Consider the following 24,713-nt stretch of genomic DNA (forward strand, 5'->3'; position numbering starts at 1 on the left):
GTTCGCCGTACGGAACACGCCGTGCGCGGCGGCCGCAAGAGGAACGAGTGGACCGAGGTCACCACCATGGCGAACGAGAGCGTCCTGCACCCGAGCCTGATCGTCCCGGTCGGGCACGTCGAGCCGGTGCCGCGCAGGGTCCGGGGGCTGGTCGGGGGACGTGTCGTCTTCGACACCCGCCGTGCCCTGTACGTCTGGGAGTGGCGGGCCTACCCGCAGTTCAGCATCCCGGTCGAGGACCTGGTCGACGGCGTGCTCGTCGACGAGCACCACAGCGAGCACCATGGCGCGGGCTCCGCGCGGCGGCACGCCCTGCGGATCGGCCCGGAGGTCCGCGAGGGCGCGGCGTGGGTGTGGGAGGAGGACGCCCCGGAAGCCCTCCACGGCACCGTGCGCTTCGAATGGGACGCGGTGGACTTCTGGTTCGAGGAGGACGAGCCGGTCTTCGTGCACCCCAGGAGCCCCTACTCGCGGGTGGACGCGCTGCGTTCGTCGAGCGGCGTCCGGGTCGAGGTGGACGGGGTCGTGCTGGCGGAGGCGCCCAACTGCGTGAAGCTGTTCGAGACCGGCCTCCCGACCCGCTACTACATCGAGCGCATGTACGTCGACTGGGCGCGGCTGCGGCGCTCGGACACCGTGACGCGCTGCCCGTACAAGGGGACGACGAGCGGCTACTGGTCGTTCGACGGCGACACGGGCTCGCACGAGGACATCGCCTGGGGGTACGACTTCCCGACCATCCACGCCAACCGCATCGCGGGCCTGGTCGCGTTCTACAACGAGCACGTCGACCTCTACGTCGACGGGTTCCTGCTCCCGAAGCCCACGGACACCGCGCTGGGCATGGCCAAGTAGCGGCCCCGTCAGGGCCGGGTCAGGGCCGGGGCGACCGGGGCCCCGGCCTCAGCGTCCCGCGAGCCAGGCCGCGAGCCGCTCCCTGAGCTCGCGGTCGACGTACGGACTGCGCGCCATCGACGCCAGGTGCCGCCGGACGTTCGCCGAGCGGTCCGGGTGGCGTACCGCGAGCACGTCGACGCCGGTCTCGCCCGTCGAGGCACGGACGAACACGCTGCTGTCGAGCGCCATCATGGCGAAGCCCCGAGGAGACGGCGAGTTCGTACCAGTCCTCATGGAGCCGCCGGACGAGCCGTGGGGCGGCACGGCGTCCGCTATCACCTCGAGGCCGGCCCGCCTCAGCGGCCGGCACACCTTGCGCTCGCGCTCCCTGACACCCATGAGGTGCCGTTGTAGCAGAGCGAACCGCGGGTCCTGCCGCCCGGTGGGGGCGGCAGGACCGGGCCGTCAGCCGTCGATGGCGCCTACAGGGCCTTGAAGGAAGACGTGACGTCGTTGAATTCGCCGGGATTGGCGAAAATCGCACCGTCGCCGTGGAAGACGACGAGGGCCTTCTTCTTCATGTCCGCGATCCGGCCGCCCGGCGCCACATTGATGTAGCGCCCCTGGTAGCCCGTGTTCTCGTGAATGCATTTCGCTCCCTCGGTGGGCGGCCGCCGCATATCGAAGGGCAATCGGCACCACGCCTGCCGAGCGGCGATCGCATCGAGCACGGGGGCGAGCGGATGGACCCAGGAGGTGCCCCCCCGCAAGCGTTCCGACGGCCGGCGGCAGTCGGCGCTTGACTTGGAGCGCTCCAAGTTCTCGATACTCGATGCATGAACGAAGCACGGGCGGCCCGGGGCGAGCGCACCGCGGAGCAGGCGGCGGAGGCGGTCCTGAGCGTCCAGGAGGTCTCCCGGATCACCGGGCTGAGCGGCTGGACGCTGCGGTACTACGAGAAGATCGGGCTGATCGATCCCGTCACGCGTGACGCCTCCAGCGGCCACCGCGCCTACACCCGCGGCGACCTGACCCGCATCGAGTCGCTGGCCCACCTTCGGGCCGCGGGCCTGGGGATCGAGGAGATGCGCGCGCTGATGGCGGCGCGCGGACACTCCTCCGAGACGGTCGCCATGAAGATCGAGATGCTGGCCGGGCACGGCGAGGCACTGGAGGCGGAGATGCGGCGCCTCGCGGCCCGCAAGCGCTACATCGACAACCGGGTCGCCTATTGGCGCGCCGTGCAGGCCGGCGACGACGCCGCGGCCGGTCGCCTGGAGTCCGAGGGTGAACTCCTCGGTCACCGCTTGAGCTGACGGCAGGGCTGCACCCTCACCCGGGCGCGGCCACCCGGAACCGCCGGCGGACGGACGGCGCGAAGACGCGGACCGCCCGACTTGCTCTCCCCATCCCCTTCGCTTCCGCGCGCCCCCGCCGGAAGCCCTACCGTGAGGACTCTGTCATGCGCACGGCGAGAATACCCGGGGCTGTCGGTCCCTGGCCGGTGTTCGCCCTGGTGGCGACGGCGCAGTTCATGGTGGTGCTCGACACCGCGATCATCAACGTCGCGCTGCCCGTGATCAAACGCGAACTGGACTTCGGCGACAGCACCATCCAGTGGGTGGTCACCGCCTACGTCCTCGCGTTCGGCGGCTTCCTGCTCCTGGGCGGCCGGATCGCCGACCTGCTCGGCCGCCGCCGCACCCTGATCGTCGGCATGGCGGCCTTCACCCTGGTCTCGTTCCTGATCGGGGCGAACTCCTCGGTGCCGCTGCTCATCGTGCTGCGCGGCCTGCAGGGCCTGGCCGCCGCCGTCATGTCCCCGGCGGCCCTGTCCACCGTCCTGGTGCTCTTCCCGGACGGGCACCGGCGTGCCCGCGCCCTGGGCTACTGGTCCATGGTCGCCACCGGTGGGGCCGCGGTCGGACTGCTCCTGGGCGGTGTGCTGACCGAGTACGCCGGATGGCGCTGGAACTTCTTCATCAACGTTCCCGTCGGCCTGACCGTCCTCGCGCTCGTGCCCCGTCTCGTCCCCGAGCACCGGCCCGAACGTGCCGGGCGGCGCGGCCTGCCGGACGCGCCCGGCGCGGTGCTGGCCACCGCCGGCCTGATGGCGGGGGTCCTCGCCTTCAGCCAGGCGCCCGCATGGGGCTGGACCGACGTGCGCACCCTGACCGGGTTCGCCGCCTGCGCGATCCTGCTCGCCGCCTTCGCCGTCAACGAGCGGCGCGCCGGGGAGCCGCTGGTGGACCTCGGCATCTTCAAGATCCGCAACGTCTCGGGCGCGAACGGCATGATGGCCGCGGTCTTCGCCGGCAACCTCGGCATGTTCTTCCTGCTCACCCTCTACCTCCAGGACGTCGAGCACTACAGCGCGGTCCGCACCGGGCTCGCCTTCCTGCCCTTCCCCGTCGTCCTGGGCCTGACCTCCACCAGGATGGCCGGCCTGGTCCGCCGCTTCGGCTTCCGGCCGTTCCTGATCCTCGGCCCGGCCCTGGTCGTCACCGGGATGCTGTGGGTCAGCCACCTTCCCGTGCACGGCGGTTACCTCGTGCACGTGCTGCCGGGGCTGCTGATCATGCCCCTCGGCTACGGCATGAGCTTCGCCCCGATGTACGCCGCCGCCACCGCCGGGGTCCCGGCGCGCTGGGCGGGCGTCACCTCGGGTCTGATCACCACATCCCAGCAGGCGGGGGGCGCGCTCGGGCTGGCCGTCATCTCCGGCGCCGCCGCGACCGTGACCTCCTCGCTCACCCACGAGGCCCTGCCCCAGGCCCTGACCTCCGGCTACAACGCGGCCATGACCGTGGCGGCCGCCGTGACCGCCGTCGCCGTCCTGCTCGCCGTCCTGGTCATCCGTGCCCCGCGCCGGCCGGACGCACCTCCCGCCGTCAGGCACGGCTCGCCGCGGGAGGCGGCCGTACGTGAGTGACGGCCCGTCCAACCGGCGACCACGGTAGGACCGTAGAGGACCGGGCCGACGGGGGCACCGCCGGGGCGGGAGGCCCGTCGGCCCCCCGCCCGTCGGCCGGTGGTCAGCGCCAGCCGAGTTCCGGCGCCACATGGGTGAGGATGCTCTCCAGCACATGCGTGTTGTAGTCCACCCCGAGCTGGTTCGGGATGGTCAGCAGGAGGGTGTCCGCGGCCTGGATCGCCTCGTCGTCCCGCAGCAGCCTCACCAGTTCCTCCGGCTCCGCGGCGTAGGAGCGCCCGAAGACGGCCCGGGTCGTGTCGTCGATCATGCCGATCTGGTCCCGGGAGTTGCGGTCGCGGCCGAAGTAGGCCCGGTCGAGGTCGTCGGTCAGGGCGAAGATGCTGCGGCTGACCGACACCCGGGGTTCCCGGGTGTGGCCCGCCTTCCTGTAGGCCTCGCGGTACGCCTCGATCTGCTTGCGCTGCTGTACGTGGAGCGGCTCGCCCGTCTCGTCGTCCTTGAGCGTCGAACTCTGCAGGTTCATCCCCAGCTCGGCGGCCCAGATGGCGGTCGCGTTCGACGCGGAGCCCCACCAGATCCGGTCGCGCAGCCCCTCGGAGTGCGGTTCGACCCGCAGCAGCCCCGGCGGGTTGGGGAACATGGGCCGCGGGTTCGGCTCGGCGAATCCCTCGCCTCCGAGGACCGTGAGGAACGCCTCGGTGTGGCGGCGGGCCATGTCGGCGGCCGACTCGCCGGGAGCGGGCTCGTAGCCGAACAGGCGCCAGCCGTCGACCACTTGCTCCGGTGAGCCGCGGCTCACGCCCAGTTGCAGCCGTCCGCCCGATATGAGGTCGGCGGCACCCGCGTCCTCGGCCATGTACAGCGGGTTCTCGTAGCGCATGTCGATCACGCCGGTGCCGATCTCGATCTTCGAGGTCCGCGCGCCTATCGCCGCGAGCAGCGGGAACGGGCTGGCCGCCTGCCGGGCGAAGTGGTGCACCCGGAAGTACGCGCCGTCCACGCCGATCTCTTCGGCGGCGACCGCGAGGTCGATCGACTGCCGCAGGACGTCCGCGGCGGACCTGGCCCGGGAATGCTCGCTGTCCGACCAGTGGCCGAAGGAGAGGAATCCGATCTTCTTCACCCACTCCCCAGCGCCCGGGGCCCGTGTTTGATTCCGTCCGCCGGCGGCGAACCCACGATCGCCCCGCGCGGGCCGCCGCGGCCGGTTGACCTCGCGTCGCGTGACCCTCTACCGTCCCGCCCGGTCAGCATCGAGCACATCCGTCCGGGAGGGGCCCCGTGCCCAGAGCAACGGCGATCGTCAACGCGAGGGTCTTCGACGGCACCCGGCTGCGGGACTGGACGTCGGTCCGGTTCGCCGACGGCGTCCTCACGGACTGCGCCACCGCTTCCACCGCACAGGACGGCGACGAGGTGGTCGACGCCGAGGGCGGCACCCTCCTGCCGGGGCTGATCGACGCGCACATCCACCTGGTGCCCGGCGCTCTGGCGCAGGGGCTCACCTTCGGTGTGACCACCGCACTGGACATGTTCAGCCAGGCCGAGGTGATGGCGGCGGCCAAGCGGCGGGCCGCCGCCCGGCCGGACGTGGCCGACGTGCGTTCCGCGGGCGTCGGTGCCACCGCGCCGGGCGGCCATCCCTCGATGATGTACGACCCGTTCCCGACCGTAACCGGCCCGGGGCAGGCCGAGCTGTTCGTCGCGGACCGGGTCGCCGAGGGCTCGGACTACCTGAAGGTCTTCGCCCCCTCGGGTGCGGCGGGCCCGTGGGCGACGCCGTCCTTGGACCTGGACACGATCACCGCGCTGACCGCAGCGGCGCATCGCCGGGGACTCGTGGTCGTCGCGCACGCCCATTCGGTGGCCGGGGTGCGGGACGTCGTGTCGGCGGGCGTCGACGTCATCGCCCATGTGCCCGTGGACGGGGAACTGGACGCTGCCCTGGCCGGGCGGATCGCCGAGGCCGGGATCGCGGTCGGCCCGACGCTGGCGACCCTCGAGAACGTCCTCGGCGAACCGGGCGGGGCCGCCGTCGCCGCGGACCCGCGACTGGCCGCGAAACTCGGTGACGCGCAGCTGCGGCGGCTGACCTCCGGCCCATCGGGGCGGCGCGGACGGCAGTCGCCGTCCTACGGCCGGGCGGAGGAGAACGTCGGCCGGCTGGCCGGCGCGGGCGTGACGATCCTGGCCGGCACCGACGCCCCGAACCCGGGAACCGTGTTCGGGGCGAGTCTGCACCGGGAGCTGGAACTGCTCGCGCGCTGCGGCCTCACGCCCGCCCAGGCGCTGGACGCCGCGACCGCCGCTCCGGCGCGGGTGTTCGCCCTCGCCGACCGCGGGCTCGTCGCGCCCGGTCGGCGCGCGGACCTCCTCCTCGTGTCCGGCGACCCGTTGACCGACGTCACCGGGACCCGGGCCGTCGAACGGATCTGGCGGGCAGGCGTCCCGTGCGACCGTCGGGTGTTCGTCCCCGACGCGGCGGAGGCGGAGGAACTCGACGCCTTCGACGCCCGGGTCGCCCAGGTCGTGGGCGCCGTCCGTGAACGCCGGTACGGCTCCGGCCCGGACGGGGCCGGCTGACACCCGCGGCCCTCGGTCCTCACGGCCCTGGCCGCGTGGGGCCTGCGGCGCCCGCCGCCCCGCTCCCGTCCTCACGGGCGTCGTGTTCGAGCCAGGGCACGATGTGGTCGAGGTAACCGTCCACGTTCGAGAGGGTTCTCCCGGGCAGGACCGCGATGAGGTGCCCGATGCCGAAGGTCCGGTCCCAGACGCGTGCGCGCCGGTAGGTCTCGTGGTCGACGGCTTCGCGGACGTTGTTCCAGCCGTGCCAGGCCATGCAGGCGGCGTCGACGGCCGGGTCGAAGGGCAGCGCGAGGTCCCAGTCCAGGACGCCGGTCAGCTTGCCGTCCGGTCCCCAGAGGACGTTGGAACCGCCGAGGTCGCCGTGGACGAGCGCGTCCGGGACGGGACCCAGGGCGAGCGCGGCGTCCAGGCGGCGCCGGCCCTCGTCGCGCAAGTGTGCCGGCATCCGGGGGATGACGTCCTCGGCCAGGACGCGGGCCCAGCCTCGTGCGGGGGGCTGCTCCGGGGAGCCGGCCAGGGCCCGGCGGAGCGCCGGAGTGAGGGGTGTCTCCCGCAGGGCGCGCAGGAGTTCGCCGATCTGTTCCGGGTCCCCTTCGCCTTCGGGCAGTGCGGTGCCGTCGAGCCAGGACACGGCGACGGCGGTACGGCCGTCGAAGTCGCTGACCGGCGTGAGCGGTTCGGGTACGGCGAACGGCAGTCCGGCCGCCGCGACCGCGCGCAGCAGTTCCGTCCGGCGTGGCAGGGCCTCCGCCGCCGACGGACGCCTGGCGATCCGCACGGCCGCGACCCCGGGGAGGAGCACGACGTGATGGATGTTGCCGTCGGCGGCCAACCGGGCCCGGTCCAGTGGGGCGCCGGGCAGCAGCGCGTCGGCGATCTCCAGCAGGTCCGCCGGCACTTCGTGGCTCATGCCCCGGTCCTCCGGGCGTCCGAGGGCGCGGTCGCGGCCGCGGGAGAGGGGGAGGTGGTTCTTGGCACGGGCGCAACCCTAGGGCAGAGCCGGCACGGCGTGCGTGTCCCCGGTGTCCGGGTTCGCGACGAGCGCGGACCCGGTGGCCGCCCGCGCGGCCGTCGGGTGATCGTCGCCGTGCGGGTCCGTCAACGCGCGGTCGTGCGGGGGGAGTCAGGGCGTGGCCGCGGCTGCCTCGTCGAAGCGGGAACGGTGGGCGCGGATCTCGTCGTGGTGGGTGCCGGCCCAGTCGATCAGTACGGTGACGGCGTTGAGCAGGGTGGTGCCGAGGTCGGTCAGTGCGTACTCCACCCGCGGCGGCACCTCGGGGTAGGCGGTGCGGGTGACGAGGCCGTCGCGCTGCAACTGGCGCAGGGTGTGCGTGAGCATGCGCTGGGAGATGCCCGGGACGGAGCGCTGCAGGTCGGTGTAGCGCATGGGCCCGTGCTCCAGCGTGCCGATCACCAGCACGGTCCACTTGTCGCCGGCCCGGTCCACGATGTGCCGGATGCCCTCGCCCTTCTCCATGGGCCAGCGGGCGCAGGGACCCGCCAGTACGGCATGCCGCTCGTCCGTCGTGCCGTCGTCCATGACGCCCATGTCCTTCCGGTTGCGCACACGCCTGTGCCTTTTGTGACGCCGTCCATGCTGACTCATCATGAGGTTGCGCACCAAACGTAAGAAGCCGGGTCACAGGCGTGCGCACGCCCGGAGACCCGCCCGCCGTGCATCGTCCGGCGGCGCTCGACGTGTCACCACACCCCCTCAGGCAGGAGAACACCATGCTCATGCGTGCCGCGACCGTCACCCGCTTCGGCGGCCCCGACGCGGTGGAGATCACCGAACACCCGGTGCCCGTCCCGGGGCCGGGCCAGGTCCGGATCAAGGTGGGGGCGGCGGCGCTCAATCCCGTGGACGCGGCCATGCGGTCGGGCGTCTTCGGCGGCCGGGAGCGCATCGGCCTCGGCTTCGACGTCGCCGGAACCGTGGACGCCGTCGGGCCCGGAACGTCCTGGTCGGCCGGCGACCGTGTCATCGCCCTGGCCACCGGGCATCACAAGCCGCTCGGCACCCACGCAGACTACGTCGTCCTGGACGCCGGCACCCTCGCACCGGCCCCCACGACCCTCGACGACGTCCACGCCGCGACCCTTCCCCTGAACGCGACGACCGCCGCCCAGGCGCTGCACCTGCTCTCCCTGGTGCCGGGCGGGAGACTGCTGGTCACCGGGGCGGCAGGCGGCGTCGGCGCCCACACGGTGGAACTCGCCCACCGGCAGGGGCTGGAGGTCACCGGGCTCGACTCCGCCGTGCACGAGGAGTTCCTCCTCTCCCGCGGCGCCGACCCCTGGCCCGGGGACAGGCCGCCCGGGCAGCCGGTTTCGACGGCGTGCTCGACGCCGCCCGGCTGGGACCGGACGCGCTCGCCGCCGTTCGCGACGGAGGCGCCTACGCCGGTCTGTGGCCCGGCCAGGAACCCCGGCCCGAGCGCGGCATACGCGTCGACGCCATGGGCGTGCGGGCCGACGGTGACCTGCTCGCCGAGCTGTCCCGGCTCGCCGACCAGGGGGTGCTGCGGGCCCGTGTGGCGCGGACCTACCCCCTGCACGCGGCGGCGGAGGCCCACGCACGGCTGGCCGAGGGCAACCTGCCGGGCCGGATCGTGCTCGTTCCCTGAGGCCGGGCCTGCCACCCGGGGCGCCCGGGTCCGGGAAGGGCCCGGGCGGAAGGTGGGCGGCGACGAGGGCGACGGCCTCCTCGGGGGTGCCGGTGTGGCCGATCACCGTGGAACTGCGGGGCTGACGGACGCGGAACCGGCCGTCGCGCAACGGCTCCACGGACGGCACCCGCACGTCGTACGGGTGCGTGGTGGAACTGCTGAGGCACAGGACGAAGTGGCTCGTGAAGGGGAAGAGCCGCCGCAGTCCCGGTTCCGCGTACGCGGCGTGCAGGAGGGGGACGATGCCCGGGTAGGGACGTCCCGGCCTGAGCGACTCGTGACGTTCGCGCATCCACCGCCGGCTCAGGATCAGCCCCCCTGCCACCTCGCCTCCAGCAGGTCGTCCGGACCCCGCTCCCGAACCGCGGCGAGGTCGGGGAGGACCGGCCTGCGCGGAAGAGGCCCGTGCCCCGCGGGGGTGGCTTCGTACGAGTTCACCGCCACAGTGTGAGGCCGGGGCAGGCGGGGCGGAAGCCCCGCGACTGCGGGCCTGCCGGTGGGCCGGGAGTCCTTCGTGCCGTGGAGCACCCGCCCGCCGGCACGGTCCGCGTCGCTCGGACCACCTCTTCGTGCTTGCGCGCCGAAGCCGTCGCCCGTCCGTCCCGCGCCTTGCCTCATCTATCGAAACTCGATAGATTTCCATCGGAAGTCGATGAAAGGATGGGTTGTGGGAAAGCTGACAGTGGGGGCGCTGCGCGCCGTGCTCGTGGTGGTGCTCGCCGGCACCGTGTTCATACAGGTGGGGATGGTGTTCGCGCTGGCCACCGATCCGGAGGACGGGACGCTCCCGCTGACCCCGCTGCGCCTGGTCACGATCCTGGGCATGGTGTCCGTCCAGGTCGCCGGGGTCTGCGTATGGCGGCTGGTGACGATGGTGCGCCGAGGAACCGTCTTCTCCCACGCCGCCTTCCGGTACGTGGACGTCGTGATCGGCTCGATCGTGGCGGCGGCCCTCGTCTGGTTCACCGTCACGGCCATCAACGCGCCGGGTCAGCGGGAGGACCCGGGCGTCACCGTCATCATGGGCGGGATCGGCGTGGCCATCCTCGGGGTCGCGCTGCTCGTGCTCGTCCTGCGGATGCTGCTCGCGCAGGCCGTCGCGCGCGACGTCGAAGCGAAGCAGATGCAGGCCGAGCTGGACGAGGTGATCTGATGCCGATCTCCGTCGACATCGACGTGATGCTGGCCAGGCGGAAGATGTCCGTGGGCGAACTCGCGGACCGCGTCGGGATCACGCCCGCGAACCTGGCGGTGCTCAAGAACGGCCGCGCCAAGGCGGTGCGCTTCGCGACGCTGGCCGCGCTCTGCGAGGTCCTGGAATGCCAGCCCGGCGACCTGCTGCGCTGGGAGACCGAGGACCCAGCCGGCGAATGAGACGCCCGGAGCGGGCCCGGGAACGCGCCCCCCGTCCTTCCGCGCGGACGGGGGGCGCGTTCCCGGGACGGGCACCCTGGTCGTGGGCGGGGGAGAGGCAACCGCGCCGCCCCCCCGGTCAGGTCAGGACGCGCCGCCCTGCCGCAGCTCCTCGACCACCCGCGCCTTGGCGTCCGGGCAGTAGACGTCCCCCCCCAGCACCAGCAACTCCTTCGCGTCCTCGTCCTTCGTGCCCCACTGCGGTCCGAAGGGGTACAGGACCCTCGGGTTGAGGATGTCGGCGACGCTGCGGCCCGCGGCCAGCGCGTCCACCACTGCCCCGGGAAGGGGGCCAGCTCGTCGTCAGGGGGCCCCTTCTCCGCCCAGCTCTCGAAGTGCGCCGCATGCGCGGCGTCGAGGAACCTCTCCCTCTTCTCGGCGCCCGGACTCTTCGGCTCGTCGGTGCAGCCGGCGGCGCCTCCCGCGAACAGGACGGCGGTCACGCAGATGGCGATGGTACGGCGCATGGCGTCCCCCTGGCCGACTTCTGGTGTCAGGGGGCCAATCATGCGCCGTGTCGGGGGAGTCGGGCAGGGCCGTGACCGGACGAAGAGGCGCCGTCCCGCCCGCGGACCGGCCCGGGACGGTCAGGGAGCCTTCACTTGAGGATCTCCAGGAGCCGGTCCGCAAGGACCGCGGAGGAGTGGGGGTTCTGGCCGGTCACGAGGTTGCGGTCCTCCACCATGTAGGGCTCCCAGATCGGGCCCCGGCTGTAGTCGACGCCGATCTCCTCCTTGAGGGCCGTCTCCAGCAGCCACGTCGCGCGGGGGGCCAGTCCGACGGCTTCCTCCTCCTCGTTCGTGAAGCCGGTGCACCGGTAGCCCTTGAAGGGCGACTCGCCGTGGATGCGGGTGGCCAGCAGCGAGGCGGGGGCGTGGCACACGATGAAGAGCGGCTTGCCCGAGGCGAGTTGTGCCGTGAGCAGGCGGCCGACGTCGGCGTCGTACGCGAGGTCCGACATCGGGCCGTGGCCGCCGGGCAGGTATAGGGCGTCGTAGTCCTCGAGGCGGACGTTCGCCAGCGCCAGCGGCCGCCGCATGGCCTCCGCGGAACGGATGATCGCCTCGAGTTCCAGGGCGCCCTCCTCACCGCCCGCCATGGAGGGGCGCAGGCTCATCATGTCGACGTTCGGGACGACGCCGCCCGGTGTCGCCACGACCACCTCGTGGCCGGCTTCCGTGACCTTCTTGAAGGGCACCGCGAACTCCTCGGCCCAGTACCCCGTCGCGTACCTGGTGCCGTCCTTGAGCACCCAGTACGTCGCACCGCTGACGATGAAGAGCACCTTCGCCATCGGGCCCACCTCCCGGTCTCTTCGACGCGCTTTACAACCAAAGCGTAGATACGTGGCGGAACGGTCGCACATGGGAGCCGTCGGCGGCCGGTCGGCGGCCGCCGACCGGACCGGGAACGCCGGAGGCGCTCGGCGGGACACCCCGGCCGAGCGCCTCCGGCGACGCGTGCGCGCGACGGTCAGGACGGGCGGGTGGCGGAGATCCCGCCGTCCACGTAGAGCGTGATGCCGTGCACCATGGCCGCGTCGTCGCTGACGACGTACAGGACTCCCTTGGCGATGTCCTCGGGCCGGACGACCACGCCCGCCGGGGTGGTGGCGGTCAGCGCGTCGAGCTCCGCGCGGGCCGCCTCGTTGCCCGGCGTGAGGGTCGCGCCGGGGGCGACGGCGTTCACGCGTACGCCGCGCGGGCCGTACTCCGCGGCCCAGCTGCGGGTCAGCTGTTCGTCCGCCGCCTTGGTCGCGGTGTACATCGCCGCGTAGGGGCTGCCGACCCGGGCCATCCAGGAGCCGATGGTGACGACGGCACCGCTGCCCCGTTCGGCCATGGCCGGCGCCATCGCGGCGACCAGGACGTGGGGTGCGCGGACGTTGACCGCGAGCATCGCGTCCAGATCCGCGTCCGGCAGATCCTCGGTCCGCGTCGCGGGGTAGATGCCCGCGTTGTTGACGAGGATGTCGACGCGTCCGCCGAGCGCCTCGGTGGCCCGGGCGGCGAAGGCGCGCAGTTCCTCGTAGCCGCCGGTCAGGTCCGCCGCGACGAAGTCGGCCCGGCCGCCGGCCCGCCGGATCTCGTCGACGAGTTGCGGCCCGCGGGGGCCCTGGCGGCCGCTGACGACGACGTGGGCGCCCTCGCCGGCCAGGGTGCGGGCCGTGGCCGCGCCGATGCCGCTGGTCGAGCCGGTGATCACGGCGGTACGGCCGGCCAGCCGGGAGCCGGGGGTGGAGGGTGTGCCGTCCATGGTGCGAAGAGAAGTGTTCATGGCTCCCTGTCTAAGCCGGACCCTCGGCATCGGGCCAGGTCAGGACGTACCTGGGCATGCCAGGACCACCCAGGGCGGCGTGGGCCCGCCTACCCTGGAGCCATGCCACGTGACCGCGCCGCGCTGGGGGCTTTCCTCCGCTCCCGCCGGGACCGCCTCACCCCCGCTCAGGCAGGCATCGAGGCCTTCCCCGGGGCCCGCCGCGTACCGGGCCTGCGGCGGGAGGAACTGGCGGTCCTCGCGGGCCTGAGCCCGGACTACTACAGCCGTCTCGAACAGGGCCGCCAGGCCAACATCTCCGACGAGGTCCTGGACGCGCTGGCCCGGGCGCTGCGCCTGGACGAGGTCGAACGCGCGCACCTGCGGGACCTGGCCGCACCCACCGCGCGGCGCCGCGCCGCCACCGCGCACGTTGCCGCGGCCCAGCGCCCCGACCCCGGGCTGCTGCGGGTGATGCGCACGCTCGACCACGTGCCGGTGCTGCTGCTCGGCCACCGCGGCGAGGTGCTGGCCCGCAACGGGCTGCTGATGGAGGTCCTCGGGCGTCCGCTGGAGCCGGGCACGTCGTTCGTCCGCTTCATGTTCCAGGACCCGGTCGCCCGCGAGCGGATCGTGAACTGGCAGGACTTCGCGTCGGCCACCGTCGCCACGATGCGCCGGGAGACCGCCCGCCGTCCGCAGGACGTCCGCCTCACGGCGCTCGTCGACGAGTTGCGCGCCACCGACGCCGATGTCGCTCGCTGGTGGGACGACCACGCCGTCCGCGACTACACGTCGGTGGCCAAGCGCGTCCAGCACCCCAGCGCGGGGCCGCTGACCTTCGACATCGAGATCGTCTGCGCACCCCACGAGCCCGACCAGCGCCTCGTCGTCTACACCGCGGAACCCGACTCCTCCACCGCGCGCATCCTGCCGATTCTGGCCAGCTGGAACGCCGCGCCCCGTCTGTGAGCGGTCCCTCCCCGGCAAGCGGTGGCGCGGTTTCGTCCGTTGTCGACTGTTATGGTCGTGAATGGCGGCGCGCGGCCGCCAAGGGACCAGGAGGTCAGGTGAATCTCCGCCGTCCGCCGTCCGCGGTGCTCGACGGCGCATTGGTCCTCGTGGCGCTCTTCGACGTGTGGGTCCACGTCCACGTCGACGAACCCCGGCAGATGGCGTGCGCGCTGGGCGGGGCCTTCGCGCTTCTGCTGCGGCACGGCTTCCCGCTGGTGACGTTCCTCGTGACCCTGCCGGCCGTGTTCTTCTCCGACGCGATCTTCGCCTCGCTGGCGGCGCTGTACACCCTCGCCTCGGTGTCGCGCCGGCGCGTCGTCCTGGCCGTCGGCGTGGTGGCGTTCACGCTCTGTGACCTCGCGCCGGACATCACCGTCTCGGGGGACGACCTGGTCACGTTGGGCTACACCGCGGCGACCGCGGCCGCGGCGGTCTTCCTCGGGCAGCTCGTGCAGGCCCGCAGGGACCTCTCGCAGCGCATCGCGGAGATCTCCAAGGCCCGCCGGCACGAGCGGCTGCTGATCGCCCAGACCACACTGGCCGCCGAGCGGTCGCAGCTCGCCCGGGAGATGCACGACGTCGTCTCCCACCAGGTCAGTCTGATCGCCGTGCGGGCCGGAGCCCTGCAGGTCGGTACGCGTGACGCCCAGGCCAAGGACGCCGCCGGCACGATCCGCCGGCTCAGCGTGCAGACCCTGGACGAGCTGCGGTACATGGTCAGCGTGCTGCGCGCCGCCGGTGACCGCCCCACCGACCTGACCCCGCAACCGTCCCTGGCCGACCTGGAGCGCCTCATCGCGGGCAGCGGCATCGACGCCAGGCTGACCGACGAGCTGCCCGGTGACCTCGCCCCCTCCGTCCAGCGCGCCCTCTACCGCACCGTCCAGGAGGGCCTGACCAACGTGCGCAAGCACGCCCCGGGCGCCGCCACGGCCATCCGCCTCTGGCGGAGCGGTGAGACCGTGCACCTCACGGTCACCAACGGCGCCCCGACCCGGCCGACCATCCCGCTGCCCAGTGCCCGTTACGGCCTGACGGGACTGCGCCAGCGCGCTGCGCTGCTCGGCGGCACGCTCACCTGCGGCCCGACCGCCGACGGTGGCTACCGGCTCCGTCTGGACCTCCCGGTCAAGACGACGCCGCCCCAACCGGACGACGCCGGCGCATGACGGGTGGCGGGACCGCTCCGAGGTGCCGGCCGTGGCGCGTGGGTGTATTGACTCCACGCCATCACGGACAGAGCATGGTTCTGGTGAGAATGTGGCGATAAGCGCCAATTTGTGCATCAGTAGTTGACTTGCGGGGCTCCGATCCCCGCGACCAGGCCCGGGCCGCTCGGGCGGACAGCCGCGAGTGGTCCCGCGCCTCCAGGCCCAGGAACCAACCTGGCAAGGGAGATGTGTCATGCGTATTCCCAGGTGGCCCCTCGCCGCGATGGCCGGCCTCGCGCTCGCCCTGGGGGGTGCGGCCTCTTCGGCAGTCGCCGCACCGACCAGCGCGCCCGTGTCCGCCGTGAGCCACGGCGGCTGGGGTGACGGAAGTTGGGGCTACGGCCACGGCTACGGCGGCCACGGCTACGGCGGTCATGGTCACGGCGGTCATGGTCACGGCGGTCATGGTCACGGCGGTTACGGCTACGGCGGTCATGGTCACGGCGGTTACGGCTACGGCGGTCATGGTCACGGCGGTTACGGCCACGGTGGTCATGGTGACGGTGGCTACGGCGGTGGTGGTCACGGTGGCGGCGGCTACGGCGGTGGCGGTGGTGGCCACGGCGGCGGTGGCGGCGGCCACGGAGGTGGCGGTGGCGGTCACGGCGGTGGGGGCGGTGGCGGCGGAAGGTAGCGGAACCGGTGGGGCCGACGTCCAGTCGGCCCCATCTCGTGCGTGAACAGCGGCATTACGGAGGTGCGGTGCGGTGTCGGACAGGGAATCGGAAGGCCGGGTGGGCGGGCAGCCGCGCTCGGAGGTGTGGAAGACGCAGTTGAAGACGCTCCAGGACGTCAGGCCGCCGTTCGTCCCGGAAGGCGCCTCGGCGATGACCATCGTCGTATGGCGCGAACCCGGTGACCCCGGTGTGCCGCCGCACCGGCACTCGGGGCCGGCCTTCGGCTACGTCGTCGAGGGCGCGGTCCTCTTCGAGCTCGAGGGCGAGCCGGAACGCGTGATCAAGGCCGGGGAGAGCTTCTGGGAACCGGGCGGCGACGTGATCCACTACCAGGACGGCAACGCCCTGACGGACGCGCGGACCGAGTTCGTCGTGACCATGCTGTGCGCGCCCGGGCAGCCGATGCTCACCCTGGTCGAGGAGGAAGAGCTGGCCCGGCGCGCCCATCTGCGCGCCCCACGCCCCGCGGCCGGCTGACGCCCGGGGAGCCGTCGAAGGGGGGCCGGCGGTCGTCGACCGGCGGGCCGCGCCGGAGGAGTTGCCCAGCGGATCGACGCATCGCGACGGCACCCCTCGCGCAGGCAACTCCCATAGTACGCAATGGGTCATAAATGGTTAAAGCGGTGGCAAAGCCGGGAAGGCGGCCGGTATGCACATACCGGTCACCGCCTGGATCGTCCTCATCGCCTTCCTGGCGGTGGTGCTCGTCCTGGACCTGTTCGTCGTCCACCGCCGGGCCGGCGTCATCTCCCTGCGTGAAGCCGCCGTGTGGAGCGTCGTCTGGGTGCTGCTGGGACTCGGCTTCTGCGGATTGCTGCTGCTCTGGAAGGGCCCGGTCCTGGCCGAGGAGTACCTGGCCGGCTACCTCATCGAGAAGAGCCTGTCCGTCGACAACATCTTCGTCTTCGCCCTGATCTTCGGATACTTCGGCATCCCCGACCGCTACCAGCACCGGGTGCTGATGTGGGGCATCATCGGCGCGCTCGCCATGCGCGCGGTGTTCATCCTGGTCGGCGCGGCGCTGCTGGACGCCTTCCACGCCACCATCTACGTCTTCGGCGCGCTCCTGCTGCTGACCGCGGTCAAGGTGCTGCGGCACGGCGCGGCCCAGGTCCACCCCGACCGCAACCTCGTGCTGCGCGCGTTGCGCCGCGTGGCTCCCGTGACGGAGCGGCTGCACGGCCAGCGACTGCTGGTCAGGGTGAACGGAGCCTGGGCGGTCACCCCGCTGCTGGCCGCACTGGTCGTCATCGAGACGACCGACGTCGTCTTCGCCGTCGACAGCATCCCGGCGATCTTCGCGGTCACCCAGAACACCTTCGTCGTCTTCGCCGCCAACGCCTTCTCCCTGCTGGGGATGCGCGCGGCGTACTTCCTCATCAGCGGTGCCGCCCGCCGGTTCCGCCACCTGCAGACCGGCCTGGGCGTCATCCTCGCCGGCGTCGGGGTGAAGCTGCTGCTCACCGACTTCTACAAGGTCCCCGTCTGGGCGTCGCTGAGCTTCATCATCACCGTCCTCGCGGTCACCTTCGCCGTCTCCTGGCACGACACCCGCTCCGCCCGGGGCGCCCCTCCCCAGGACGCCGTCCCACCGGGCGCCGCGCAGGACGGTTCCGCCCCCGGCGACACCAAGGGCGAGCCGCAGCGAACCGGGCGGTGAGCACCGGGACCGGGGCGGAGGATGGAAGGATGCCGTACCGCCCGGTCGCTGCCCGGCGGGGACGGTGCGCCTGCGTGAGCGGACGGCATCCGTGGTCGGGGCGTCATGTCGGTGGCGGGTGAGACCATCCGGTCATGGGTGGCGACGGGTTCGACTGGCACGGGTTCCTGGGGCGTTGGCGCGAGGAGTGGGTTCCGCGCGCCGGCGGGGACGAGGACGGCGGGCAGACCGCGGACCCGGGCAGGCCCGGCGCGGGGGAGGCGGCGATCGCCGCGGCCGAGGAGCGGCTGGGGTGCCGGCTGCCGCCCTCGTACCGGGGGTTCCTGGCCGTCAGCGACGGGTGGCACGTGGACGAGACGGCGGGGGTGTACCGGCTCGGCGGTGTCGCGGAGATCGACTGGTTCCGTGACCCGATGGACATGTCACCGCTCTACGAGCAGGAACTGGGCGACGACCGGAGCGAGGTGGAGGTCCTGAGGGCCGGCATGTGGCGCCGGGCGCTGCGGCTGGAGACGGAGTCCGACATGTCGCACGCGTTGCTGGACCCCGGCGACCTCGACGAGGACGGTGAGTGGGCGCTCTGGGTGTTCAAGGGATGGAGCGGTGAATACCCGGTCCGCCACCCCTCGTTCCGGGCCTACATGGAGGCCGGGTACCGCGGCTTCCACGGGAGCCGGTCCGACAGGCCGGACTTCCTGAACGCGACCACGCGCGCCCAGGACGCCCACGTGGAGGAGGCGCGCCTGCTGGCCCTTCGCGGACGGTACGAGGAGGCCCTGCCCCTGCTCGAGGAGGCACGGTCCTTCACCCGGCCCCGCAGCGCCGTCCTGCTGCAGCAGATCCGCCACCTGCTGTCCCCGCGCGAGTCCAGGCACTACGGCCACCTGCTGCCCGATCCGCGCTACCTGTCCGAGGTCGGGCCGCTGGACGCCATGGAGCCGGCACGCGGCGGACGGCGGGCGGGCGACGACGAACGCCGGCTCGTGACGATGACCGCCCGCGGAGCCGGCCGGGATGCCGCGAGGGCCGTACTGGACGCGATGCGGGACGGTACCCACCGCTACGCGCCCCCCGGCCCGTGGGGCCGGGCCGTCGCCGAGGCCCGGGAGTCGGCCCGCTGGGGCGCGACCGACGCCGCGTGGCGGATCCTGCGGGACGCGCTCCCGCTGTGGGAGGCGCCCGGACCCGAGCTGATCGCCCCGATCGGCCTGCTCGCCGATCCGGTCCTGGGGCCGCTGGTCACCCCGGAACGCGGACGGGAGATCCTCGCGACGCCGCGTGCCGGGGAGACGGGAACCGCGCCCGAGCCCGTGCCCGACCTCGATCCGCCGGGTCTCGCCTGGCTGATGGAACCCGCGCTGCACGGGCAGCCGTTCGACGGATACCGCTGTGTCTGGGCCGAAGGGGTGGACCCCGCCCGCCTGCCCGGCCTGATCGGCGAGGAGGGGGCCGGACTGAGCGCGCCCGTCCACCTGCGCATGGTGCCCTGGCGGGCGCCGGTTCCCGAGGACCGGCAAGGCGTGGAGCCCTGGGAGGACCGTATCGTGGTGGCCACCGGCCGCAGCGCCGAGGGATGGGCCTTCGCCTTCGACGGTCACTCCCACGGGCGACTCGGGGAGCGGTTCGTGTCCCCTGCGGCGGCCGCGTCCTCGTCCGGGCGCGCGGTGGTCGTGTGGCGCGAACCGGACAGCCGGTCCCCGGTCGGCCGCCCGGCGGCGTTCCACGTGTCGGTGGCCGAGGGAGGGGAGGAGCTCTACGCGTTCACCGTGCGGGGTACGGAGATCGAGCGTTCCGGCGGGATACCCGAGGCATTGGAGCCCGCACGGCTGTTCCGTCCGGAGGAGCCCGAACGGGACCGCGAGCGACGCGCGTTGGAGGCCCTGCACGCCGAACTCGGGCTGTCGCTGCCGCGTTTCGCGCTGACCCAGGGGCGGCTGCCGACCTTCACCACCCGTTCCTGGGCCCGCGCTCCCCGCGAGGGCGAGTCCTTCGCCTACCTTCGGTTCGTCCGGCACCGTTCCTGAACCACGGGTCCGTCATGGCCGGGCGGTCGGTCGGGCCGGCCGGCGGGGCGCGGGTCCACCGGTAGCCCTACCCGAGATCGCGCAGCACCGTGTCGACGTTGGCCCGGTACCTGCGCATCGCCCGCTGGGCGGCGGCGTAGTGGTCGCGGTGCCGTGCGATGTCCGCGGTCTGCTCCCGCGCCTGCACGGCGTGCCAGATCTCGGCCGTGTGGAGGCGGCGCTTGCAGGTGGCGTCCGCGACGGCCGTGGCCCTCTCGCGTTCCGTGTGGCGGGTGTTGCCGTCGGCGTTCCGACGCCAGGCGTCGTCCGTGTACGCCGCGACGGGGTCCGGGTAGCGGGTGAATCCTCGTGCCGCCACGCAGCGGGACCAGGCGTCCCAGGCGGCGCGGACGCGCGGGTCGCGTTCGACCGCCGTGCCGACCTCGAGACCGCGTTTGGCCGCGTAGAGCCAGTCCTCCCCGAAGTCGACGCCGCGCCCCACTCGCTGCTCCGCCTCGTTCCTGCACTCCGGCAGGTCCGTGTACTCCGCGATGGTCATGCGGCGGCCCTTCGGCCGGGCGGCCGCGTCCTTCGCGGGGTCCCAGCCGTAGCCCCAGCGGCGTGCGGCGTCCGGGTCGAGGACGCCGTAGTCGGTGCCGACCGCGATGCCGACCGCGGTGGTGCCCGTGATGTCCCGGGGGTCGCGGGGGTCGAGCGGGAAGTCCGGGTGACCTTTGTCCGCCATGCACTGCCGGACCAGCAACGCCGTCGCCCGCTGCGATCGCCCGTAGTCCCGTGCCGTGAAGCCGTAGCGGTCGGCCGGCAGGGGACCGAGGTCCGACGCCGTGCGGACGAGCTGCAGGGGATCCGGAGCGGAGGCACAGATCGCCGCGAGCACCGCCACCGCAGCCGTGACGCCCAGCCGCCACCCCCGTATCGCCATGGGCCGGATGCTACCGAACATGATCGCGGAGGACGTACCTAGACCTCGGGGAGCGACGGGTCGGGGGTCCACGGCGACGGTGCGGTGATGGACCAGCGTTCGTGGTCGCGCCAGGCCCCGTCGATGTAGAGGTAGGCGGGCGACAGGCCCTCGTAGCGGAATCCCAGGCGCTGGACCAGGGCCAGGGACGCCTTGTTGGCCGGCTGGATGCTTGCCTCCAGCCGGTGGAGCCGCAGGTCGTCGAAGGCGTGGCGCAGGGTGACGGCGATGCCTTCGGTCATGTAGCCCTGCCCCGCGGACGGGGCGAACGCCGCATAGCCCAGCGACGCGCCCTGGTAACGGCCCCGGATGACGGAGTTGATGTTCACGGTGCCGGCAGCCGCACCGGTCTCGACGACGCGGATCAGGTAGCCCAGGTTGGTGCCGTCGCTGAAGCGGTCCATCCAGGTCCGGAACTCCTCCGCCGTCCTGGGCAACCGCATCCAGGGTGAATGGAGTTCGACGCTGGCCCGCACGAGCGAGCAGAACTCGTCCTGGTCGGCGAGGGTGAGCGGGCTCAGTTCGACCCGTGACGGTGTGTGGGGCATGGGCCCATGTTAAGGGCCGTCCGGCAACCGCCGTCCGGGGGAGGGCGTTCGGGAGGGGCTCAGTCGAGACAGAACTCGTTGCCCTCGACGTCCTGCATCACGATGCACGACTCGTTCTCCCCGTCGGCGACCAGGAGGCGTACGCGGACCGCGCCGAGCGCGAGCAGCCGTGCGCACTCGGCCTCCAGCGTGGCCAGCCGCTCCTCGCCGACGAGTCCGGTGGCGGCCCGCACGCACAGGTGCATCCGGTTCTTGACGACCTTGCCCTCGGGAACGCGCTGGAAGTACATGCGCGGTCCCACTCCCGTGGGGTCGGCGCACGAGAACCAGGCGTCCCGGCCCTCAGCCGGCAGCGAGCCGTTGAAGTCGTCCCACGTGGCGAACCCCTCGGGCGGCTCCGGTGCGACGTATCCCAGCACCTCGCACCAGAAACGCGCGACGCGTTGGGGTTCCGCGCAGTCGAAGGTGACCTGGAACTGCTTGACCGATGCCATGGGGGCCACCGTAGCAGCGCTTGATCTTCCGCATCCCCCGAGGAGCTGCCCGCACCGACCGCGGCCGCCGTGCGCCCTTGCGGTGAGCCCCGGACGTCTACGCAGGGGCACTGCCGCGGCCTGCGGCGTCCGCGCCGGTGTCGATCCGGTAGCCGACGCCGGGCACCGTGGCGATGACCCAGGGTTCGCCGAGCCGCTTGCGCAGTGCGGAGACGGTGATCCGCACGGCGTTGGTCAGGGGGTTGGTGTTCTCGTCCCAGGCGCGTTCCAGCAGCTCCTCGGCGCTGATGACCCCGCCTTCGGCGGCGACGAGGACCTCGAGCACCGCGAACTGCTTGCGGGTGAGCGCCACGTGGCGCCCGTCGCGGAAGACCTCGCGGCGGAAGGGGTCGAGCCGCAGGCCAGCGATCTCGCGGACCGGGGGCCTTGCGTACGCGCGCCTGCGGTCGAGTGCCCGGAGCCGCAGGACGAGCTCCCGCAGCTCGAAGGGCTTGGTGAGGTAGTCGTCGGCGCCGAGCCCGAACCCGGAGGCCTTGTCGTCGATCCGGTCGGCGGCGGTGAGCATGAGGATCGGGATGCCGCTGCCGGAGGCGACGATGCGCCGGGCGACCTCGTCGCCGGAGGGGCCGGGTATGTCCCGGTCGAGGACCGCGAGGTCGTAGGAGTTGACGCTGAGCAGTTCCAGGGCGGAGTCGCCGTCGCCGGCGATGTCGGCGGCGATCGCCTCCAGCCGCAGACCGTCACGGACTGCCTCCGCCAGGTACGGCTCGTCCTCCACGATCAGTACGCGCATCCCCGAAGCCTAACCTCGCGCTTTCACGACTCCACGGTGTCACGGCGGCCCGAGCGGACCGGGCGGGCCGCCGTGCCGTCCTCAGCCGAGCTCGCGCACTCGCGCAGCGGTCCGCTCGGCCAGTTCGCGGACGCCTTTCGCTGCGTTCTCCGTGAGCGCGCCGCGTATCGCGTCGGCGGCCGTGAGGAGCGCACGGGCCTCCTCGGGACGGCCCGCGTCGGCCAGGGCGAGGGCGAGCCGGTAGTGCTCCTCGGCGATGAAGCGGCCGAAATTGACCTCCTTCCAGTGGCGCAGTGCGCCGTCGCCCGGGGTGGCCAGTGCGTCCCGTACGGCGGCCAGGCTCTGCGCCGCCCGCGACAGCAGGCCTGCCTCCCGTTCCAGGCGGGCCAGGCTGTGCCGGGAGGAGGCCCGCTCGTACGGCCTCTCCTGGAGGGCGGCGTGCAGGCTGCGGGCGCGCAGCGCCTGGGAAAGGTCGCCGAGTTCCTCGAAGTCCCCGGCGATCGCGCTCAGTTCAGCCGTGGTCAGGGTGTCGGGTGCCCCGGGGAGGCGGAGCCTGCTCTGGTCCATGAGGATGGTGTCGAGTTCACGGATCAGCGTCACCCGTGCGAGGTTCGTCATCCCCTGGTCCCGGGCCAGGTCGGTCCAGGTGTACACCGGCTCGTCGGACGGCTCCGTCCCGAACATCGACTCGTCGAGCTCCCGCGCCCACCGCCGCAACTCGTCCGCGCCGGCGCCCGGTTCGGGCATGCCGCCCAGGCCCATCGCGGTGTCGTAGTCCGTCTGCCGGACCTCGAGCAGCAGCGGCAGATCCGCGGTGTCGCCGTGCAGCCCCACCAGCACCGCCGCGAGCCGCAGTTCGTCCGTCATCGACGACCGGGCCTCGTGCCGCAGCAGATGGCGCAGCAGCTCGGGATCGCCCTCGGCGCGGTCGAACTGCGCCGCCCGCAGGGTGATCCGGCGCCGCACCGGGTCCTCGGCGACGTCACGCCATGCGGTCGGCTCGCCCTCCCTCAACAGGGCGAGATCGGCGCGGCCCGCAGCGAGCACCGGCTCCCACAGAGGGGGGCCGGCCGGGCCCAATGTGTCGTACGCGCACCCCTCGTCCGCGTTGAGCAGTACGAAGTCCGGCTCGGTGCGCAGCAGCGCGGCACGCAGCCTGCCCACCAGCTCGACCGGGGAGCGTTCGGGGAAGCCCAGTGCGGCACGGAGCTCGGCCCGCTCCTCGTCGATCCCGTAGTGCTCACGGATCTCGTCCTCGGTCTTCGCGACGTACGCCAGGATCTCCTGCTCGCGGTCGTCCGGCGACAGCCGTGCGCAGCCACGCCAGCCGGGCAGGCCGATCAGGATCTCCAGGGCCTCGTCGACACCGGAGCCGATGATCCCCGCGGAGCCCTCCGAGTCGGCGTAGAGCACCGAGCCGTCCGCGCACAGGAAGTACGTACCGCCGGTGTCGTCCCCGGCGAGCGTCTCCAGCGGCTCGCCCGAGGCGAGGCGGACCTCCTCGACATGGCCGTGGGCGGCGCGGCCCAGGTCGAAGCCGAAGGGGAAGGCGGCCAGTTCCGCCGACCGGCGGTCCTGCCGCAGGAGTCGCAGCGCGTGATCCGTCATGTCACAGAACGTAACACCGGCCACCGACAACGGACCCACGGCCCCTCACCCGCGCCTCACCGCTCGCGTGGGTGTGATCCTCGCACGACGCGTCGCGCGCGCATGCGAGGACGGGGGCACGCCGGGCACGCGGTTCAGCCCGCCGGCGCCGGTTCGGGGCGAGGCCGGTCCGACGGAGCCGCCGCTCCGCTGCGCCACCAGCGGCGGGACGCCAGCGCGGCGAGCGCGGCGCCCGCGGCGTTGACCAGTACGTCGTCCACGGAGGACACCCGGTCCAGCCGCAGGACGTACTGCGCGGTCTCGACCAGGACCGAGCAGCCCGCCCCGAGCGCCAGGACGCGCGGCACGGACGTCAGCGCCGTGAACCGCATCGGGGCGAAGAACCCCAGGGAGGCGAAGACCAGCAGGTTGCCCACGATCCCGCCCGGCCCCATCGTGACCAGGTCCCGCAGCGGCACCAGGCTCACCCGCGGCGGGACGACACCGACCCCGGCGCCCGGCATCATGGTCATCCACAGGAACGGCACCGTCCCGTGCAACATGCCCACCTCGGCCAGCGACAGCCGCCACGCCGACGCGACGCCGGCGGTACGGCGGCGATGCGCGAGGGCCCAGGCCACCAGGACGGCGAGCGGCAGCGTCACCAGGGTCATGAGTACCACACCGTTGAAGGTGCCCAGGCAGCCGTGCCACTGCCCGGCCATGCACCTCGGAGCGGACATCATGAGCGGCCGGCGCAGGGCGAACAGGGCGCTCACCACGCCGAGGAGCGCCAGGCCGCGGAGCACGGCCGCGCTCGCGCGGCGGAGCGGTGCCGACATGGGTGGGTTGTGGTCCATGCCCCCATTGGAGCCGGAGCGCCGTTGCCACGGCGTATGCGATTTTCGATACGCCGGCGATACACGGCGCCGCCGCCGTCCGCTGTGACCCGACGCGAGCGGGCGCCGGCGGGGCGGCTCGCCCGGTGCCGGGAGCGGGTCGCCGGCCTCGTGCACGCGCCGCCCTATGGCCAGTTCGACGTGGCCGA

27 protein-coding genes and 2 pseudogenes are annotated in these 24,713 nt (G+C 73.0%); 14 read left to right on the forward strand and 15 right to left on the reverse strand.

All coding sequences use genetic code 11. The features are described 5' to 3' along the window. Window positions 1–66: 66 nt before the first annotated feature. Entirely contained in the window at window positions 67–855 is a 789-nt protein-coding gene (locus tag ACFZAU_RS20090; RefSeq protein WP_500553507.1) for a DUF427 domain-containing protein, read from the forward strand. Between the two features lie 48 nt (window positions 856–903). Here ACFZAU_RS20090 and ACFZAU_RS20095 read toward each other — a convergent pair whose 3' ends face one another. Beyond that, the gene (locus tag ACFZAU_RS20095; protein ID WP_500553273.1) at window positions 904–1,236 is read right to left on the reverse strand and encodes a hypothetical protein; all 333 of its coding nucleotides are present in this window, start codon (window positions 1,234–1,236) and stop codon (window positions 904–906) included. Between the two features lie 83 nt (window positions 1,237–1,319). Next, window positions 1,320–1,655, reverse strand: a complete 336-nt coding sequence (locus ACFZAU_RS20100; protein WP_500553274.1) for a hypothetical protein — start codon at window positions 1,653–1,655, stop codon at window positions 1,320–1,322. 18 nt (window positions 1,656–1,673) lie between these two features. Here ACFZAU_RS20100 and ACFZAU_RS20105 point away from each other — a divergent pair, with 18 nt between their 5' ends. Both ACFZAU_RS20105 and ACFZAU_RS20110 read left to right on the forward strand, forming a co-directional pair. Next, complete coding sequence (locus tag ACFZAU_RS20105) at window positions 1,674–2,153, forward strand: MerR family transcriptional regulator (RefSeq protein WP_500553275.1); 480 nt, start codon at window positions 1,674–1,676, stop codon at window positions 2,151–2,153. Between the two features lie 146 nt (window positions 2,154–2,299). Continuing rightward, complete coding sequence (locus tag ACFZAU_RS20110) at window positions 2,300–3,769, forward strand: MFS transporter (protein ID WP_500553276.1); 1,470 nt, start codon at window positions 2,300–2,302, stop codon at window positions 3,767–3,769. A gap of 103 nt (window positions 3,770–3,872) precedes the next feature. On the opposite strand, the gene ACFZAU_RS20115 is transcribed toward ACFZAU_RS20110, so the two are convergent. Next, window positions 3,873–4,895 carry an LLM class flavin-dependent oxidoreductase gene (locus ACFZAU_RS20115; RefSeq protein WP_500553277.1) on the reverse strand — a complete coding sequence of 341 codons (1,023 nt, stop codon included), beginning with the start codon at window positions 4,893–4,895 and terminating at the stop codon, window positions 3,873–3,875. A 158-nt stretch (window positions 4,896–5,053) separates the two neighbouring features. Here ACFZAU_RS20115 and ACFZAU_RS20120 point away from each other — a divergent pair, with 158 nt between their 5' ends. After that, on the forward strand, window positions 5,054–6,355 hold the full coding sequence (locus tag ACFZAU_RS20120) for an amidohydrolase family protein (protein ID WP_500553278.1): 1,302 nt from the start codon (window positions 5,054–5,056) through the stop codon (window positions 6,353–6,355). 19 nt (window positions 6,356–6,374) lie between these two features. Here the strand turns inward: ACFZAU_RS20120 and ACFZAU_RS20125 are convergent, their stop codons facing one another. Beyond that, entirely contained in the window at window positions 6,375–7,268 is an 894-nt protein-coding gene (locus ACFZAU_RS20125) for a phosphotransferase family protein (protein WP_500553279.1), read from the reverse strand. Window positions 7,269–7,481: 213 nt separating this feature from the next. Then, on the reverse strand, window positions 7,482–7,898 hold the full coding sequence (locus ACFZAU_RS20130; protein WP_500553508.1) for a winged helix-turn-helix transcriptional regulator: 417 nt from the start codon (window positions 7,896–7,898) through the stop codon (window positions 7,482–7,484). Between the two features lie 332 nt (window positions 7,899–8,230). On the opposite strand from ACFZAU_RS20130, the pseudogene ACFZAU_RS20135 reads away from it, so the two are divergent. Then, a pseudogene (locus tag ACFZAU_RS20135) lies at window positions 8,231–8,368 on the forward strand (alcohol dehydrogenase catalytic domain-containing protein); the annotation flags it as partial. A gap of 329 nt (window positions 8,369–8,697) precedes the next feature. Next, complete coding sequence (locus ACFZAU_RS20140; protein ID WP_500553280.1) at window positions 8,698–8,985, forward strand: zinc-binding dehydrogenase; 288 nt, start codon at window positions 8,698–8,700, stop codon at window positions 8,983–8,985. A 52-nt stretch (window positions 8,986–9,037) separates the two neighbouring features. On the opposite strand, the pseudogene ACFZAU_RS20145 reads toward ACFZAU_RS20140, so the two are convergent. Further along, window positions 9,038–9,670: pseudogene (locus tag ACFZAU_RS20145) on the reverse strand (DUF6193 family natural product biosynthesis protein); the annotation flags it as partial. 24 nt (window positions 9,671–9,694) lie between these two features. Here ACFZAU_RS20145 and ACFZAU_RS20150 point away from each other — a divergent pair. After that, window positions 9,695–10,180: a DUF2975 domain-containing protein gene (locus tag ACFZAU_RS20150; protein WP_500464142.1), complete on the forward strand. Its 486-nt coding sequence runs from the start codon at window positions 9,695–9,697 to the stop codon at window positions 10,178–10,180. Next, on the forward strand, window positions 10,180–10,401 hold the full coding sequence (locus tag ACFZAU_RS20155; RefSeq protein ID WP_499600494.1) for a helix-turn-helix domain-containing protein: 222 nt from the start codon (window positions 10,180–10,182) through the stop codon (window positions 10,399–10,401). The genes ACFZAU_RS20150 and ACFZAU_RS20155 overlap by 1 nt, the downstream gene beginning before the upstream one ends. A 123-nt stretch (window positions 10,402–10,524) precedes the next feature. Here the strand turns inward: ACFZAU_RS20155 and ACFZAU_RS20160 are convergent, their stop codons facing one another. The 3 genes from ACFZAU_RS20160 to ACFZAU_RS20170 form a co-directional block, all read right to left on the reverse strand. Then, entirely contained in the window at window positions 10,525–10,716 is a 192-nt protein-coding gene (locus ACFZAU_RS20160) for a hypothetical protein (protein ID WP_500553281.1), read from the reverse strand. 322 nt (window positions 10,717–11,038) lie between these two features. Then, entirely contained in the window at window positions 11,039–11,734 is a 696-nt protein-coding gene (locus tag ACFZAU_RS20165; protein ID WP_500553282.1) for a type 1 glutamine amidotransferase domain-containing protein, read from the reverse strand. A 179-nt stretch (window positions 11,735–11,913) separates the two neighbouring features. After that, complete coding sequence (locus ACFZAU_RS20170; protein ID WP_500553283.1) at window positions 11,914–12,717, reverse strand: SDR family NAD(P)-dependent oxidoreductase; 804 nt, start codon at window positions 12,715–12,717, stop codon at window positions 11,914–11,916. 102 nt (window positions 12,718–12,819) lie between these two features. Between ACFZAU_RS20170 and ACFZAU_RS20175 the strand changes: the two genes are divergently transcribed. The 6 genes from ACFZAU_RS20175 to ACFZAU_RS20200 all read left to right on the forward strand — a co-directional run bounded on the left by ACFZAU_RS20175 (window position 12,820) and on the right by ACFZAU_RS20200 (window position 19,282). Further along, window positions 12,820–13,668, forward strand: a complete 849-nt coding sequence (locus tag ACFZAU_RS20175) for a helix-turn-helix transcriptional regulator (RefSeq protein ID WP_500553284.1) — start codon at window positions 12,820–12,822, stop codon at window positions 13,666–13,668. Window positions 13,669–13,766: 98 nt separating this feature from the next. Then, window positions 13,767–14,879, forward strand: a complete 1,113-nt coding sequence (locus tag ACFZAU_RS20180; protein WP_500553285.1) for a sensor histidine kinase — start codon at window positions 13,767–13,769, stop codon at window positions 14,877–14,879. Between the two features lie 431 nt (window positions 14,880–15,310). Further along, a complete protein-coding gene (locus ACFZAU_RS20185) occupies window positions 15,311–15,601 on the forward strand; it encodes a hypothetical protein (protein ID WP_500553286.1) in 291 nt (96 codons plus the stop codon). Between the two features lie 54 nt (window positions 15,602–15,655). Beyond that, the gene (locus ACFZAU_RS20190; RefSeq protein WP_500553509.1) at window positions 15,656–16,075 is read left to right on the forward strand and encodes a cupin domain-containing protein; all 420 of its coding nucleotides are present in this window, start codon (window positions 15,656–15,658) and stop codon (window positions 16,073–16,075) included. Window positions 16,076–16,247: 172 nt separating this feature from the next. Then, complete coding sequence (locus tag ACFZAU_RS20195) at window positions 16,248–17,258, forward strand: TerC family protein (RefSeq protein WP_500553287.1); 1,011 nt, start codon at window positions 16,248–16,250, stop codon at window positions 17,256–17,258. A gap of 134 nt (window positions 17,259–17,392) precedes the next feature. After that, window positions 17,393–19,282: an SMI1/KNR4 family protein gene (locus ACFZAU_RS20200; protein ID WP_500553288.1), complete on the forward strand. Its 1,890-nt coding sequence runs from the start codon at window positions 17,393–17,395 to the stop codon at window positions 19,280–19,282. 67 nt (window positions 19,283–19,349) lie between these two features. Here the strand turns inward: ACFZAU_RS20200 and ACFZAU_RS20205 are convergent, their stop codons facing one another. From ACFZAU_RS20205 to ACFZAU_RS20230, 6 genes are all read right to left on the reverse strand, one after another. Beyond that, a complete protein-coding gene (locus tag ACFZAU_RS20205; RefSeq protein WP_500553289.1) occupies window positions 19,350–20,204 on the reverse strand; it encodes a hypothetical protein in 855 nt (284 codons plus the stop codon). A gap of 38 nt (window positions 20,205–20,242) precedes the next feature. Continuing rightward, complete coding sequence (locus tag ACFZAU_RS20210; RefSeq protein ID WP_500553290.1) at window positions 20,243–20,791, reverse strand: GNAT family N-acetyltransferase; 549 nt, start codon at window positions 20,789–20,791, stop codon at window positions 20,243–20,245. A gap of 59 nt (window positions 20,792–20,850) precedes the next feature. Beyond that, the gene (locus ACFZAU_RS20215; protein ID WP_500553291.1) at window positions 20,851–21,285 is read right to left on the reverse strand and encodes a VOC family protein; all 435 of its coding nucleotides are present in this window, start codon (window positions 21,283–21,285) and stop codon (window positions 20,851–20,853) included. 97 nt (window positions 21,286–21,382) lie between these two features. Further along, window positions 21,383–22,078 carry a response regulator transcription factor gene (locus tag ACFZAU_RS20220; protein ID WP_500553292.1) on the reverse strand — a complete coding sequence of 232 codons (696 nt, stop codon included), beginning with the start codon at window positions 22,076–22,078 and terminating at the stop codon, window positions 21,383–21,385. Window positions 22,079–22,159: 81 nt separating this feature from the next. Then, complete coding sequence (locus ACFZAU_RS20225; RefSeq protein ID WP_500553293.1) at window positions 22,160–23,686, reverse strand: hypothetical protein; 1,527 nt, start codon at window positions 23,684–23,686, stop codon at window positions 22,160–22,162. A 134-nt stretch (window positions 23,687–23,820) separates the two neighbouring features. Continuing rightward, window positions 23,821–24,525, reverse strand: coding sequence for a VanZ family protein (locus ACFZAU_RS20230; RefSeq protein ID WP_500553294.1), 705 nt, complete (start codon window positions 24,523–24,525; stop codon window positions 23,821–23,823). Window positions 24,526–24,713 lie beyond the last annotated feature (188 nt).

The organism is Streptomyces sp. NPDC008238 (genome assembly GCF_042956445.1).
Taxonomy (GTDB): domain Bacteria; phylum Actinomycetota; class Actinomycetes; order Streptomycetales; family Streptomycetaceae; genus Actinacidiphila.

Coding starts and splice junctions, on each gene's coding strand:
- ACFZAU_RS20090 (WP_500553507.1), top strand. CDS start 67: ATGGCGAACGAGAGCGTCCTGCACCCGAGCCTGATCGTCCCGGTCGGG.
- ACFZAU_RS20225 (WP_500553293.1), bottom strand. CDS start 23,686: ATGACGGATCACGCGCTGCGACTCCTGCGGCAGGACCGCCGGTCGGCG.
- ACFZAU_RS20195 (WP_500553287.1), top strand. CDS start 16,248: ATGCACATACCGGTCACCGCCTGGATCGTCCTCATCGCCTTCCTGGCG.
- ACFZAU_RS20095 (WP_500553273.1), bottom strand. CDS start 1,236: ATGGGTGTCAGGGAGCGCGAGCGCAAGGTGTGCCGGCCGCTGAGGCGG.
- ACFZAU_RS20230 (WP_500553294.1), bottom strand. CDS start 24,525: ATGGACCACAACCCACCCATGTCGGCACCGCTCCGCCGCGCGAGCGCG.
- ACFZAU_RS20165 (WP_500553282.1), bottom strand. CDS start 11,734: ATGGCGAAGGTGCTCTTCATCGTCAGCGGTGCGACGTACTGGGTGCTC.
- ACFZAU_RS20210 (WP_500553290.1), bottom strand. CDS start 20,791: ATGCCCCACACACCGTCACGGGTCGAACTGAGCCCGCTCACCCTCGCC.
- ACFZAU_RS20175 (WP_500553284.1), top strand. CDS start 12,820: ATGCCACGTGACCGCGCCGCGCTGGGGGCTTTCCTCCGCTCCCGCCGG.
- ACFZAU_RS20215 (WP_500553291.1), bottom strand. CDS start 21,285: ATGGCATCGGTCAAGCAGTTCCAGGTCACCTTCGACTGCGCGGAACCC.
- ACFZAU_RS20125 (WP_500553279.1), bottom strand. CDS start 7,268: ATGAGCCACGAAGTGCCGGCGGACCTGCTGGAGATCGCCGACGCGCTG.
- ACFZAU_RS20130 (WP_500553508.1), bottom strand. CDS start 7,898: ATGGACGACGGCACGACGGACGAGCGGCATGCCGTACTGGCGGGTCCC.
- ACFZAU_RS20105 (WP_500553275.1), top strand. CDS start 1,674: ATGAACGAAGCACGGGCGGCCCGGGGCGAGCGCACCGCGGAGCAGGCG.
- ACFZAU_RS20220 (WP_500553292.1), bottom strand. CDS start 22,078: ATGCGCGTACTGATCGTGGAGGACGAGCCGTACCTGGCGGAGGCAGTC.
- ACFZAU_RS20155 (WP_499600494.1), top strand. CDS start 10,180: ATGCCGATCTCCGTCGACATCGACGTGATGCTGGCCAGGCGGAAGATG.
- ACFZAU_RS20200 (WP_500553288.1), top strand. CDS start 17,393: ATGGGTGGCGACGGGTTCGACTGGCACGGGTTCCTGGGGCGTTGGCGC.
- ACFZAU_RS20170 (WP_500553283.1), bottom strand. CDS start 12,717: ATGAACACTTCTCTTCGCACCATGGACGGCACACCCTCCACCCCCGGC.
- ACFZAU_RS20110 (WP_500553276.1), top strand. CDS start 2,300: ATGCGCACGGCGAGAATACCCGGGGCTGTCGGTCCCTGGCCGGTGTTC.
- ACFZAU_RS20205 (WP_500553289.1), bottom strand. CDS start 20,204: ATGGCGATACGGGGGTGGCGGCTGGGCGTCACGGCTGCGGTGGCGGTG.
- ACFZAU_RS20185 (WP_500553286.1), top strand. CDS start 15,311: ATGGTCACGGCGGTCATGGTCACGGCGGTTACGGCTACGGCGGTCATG.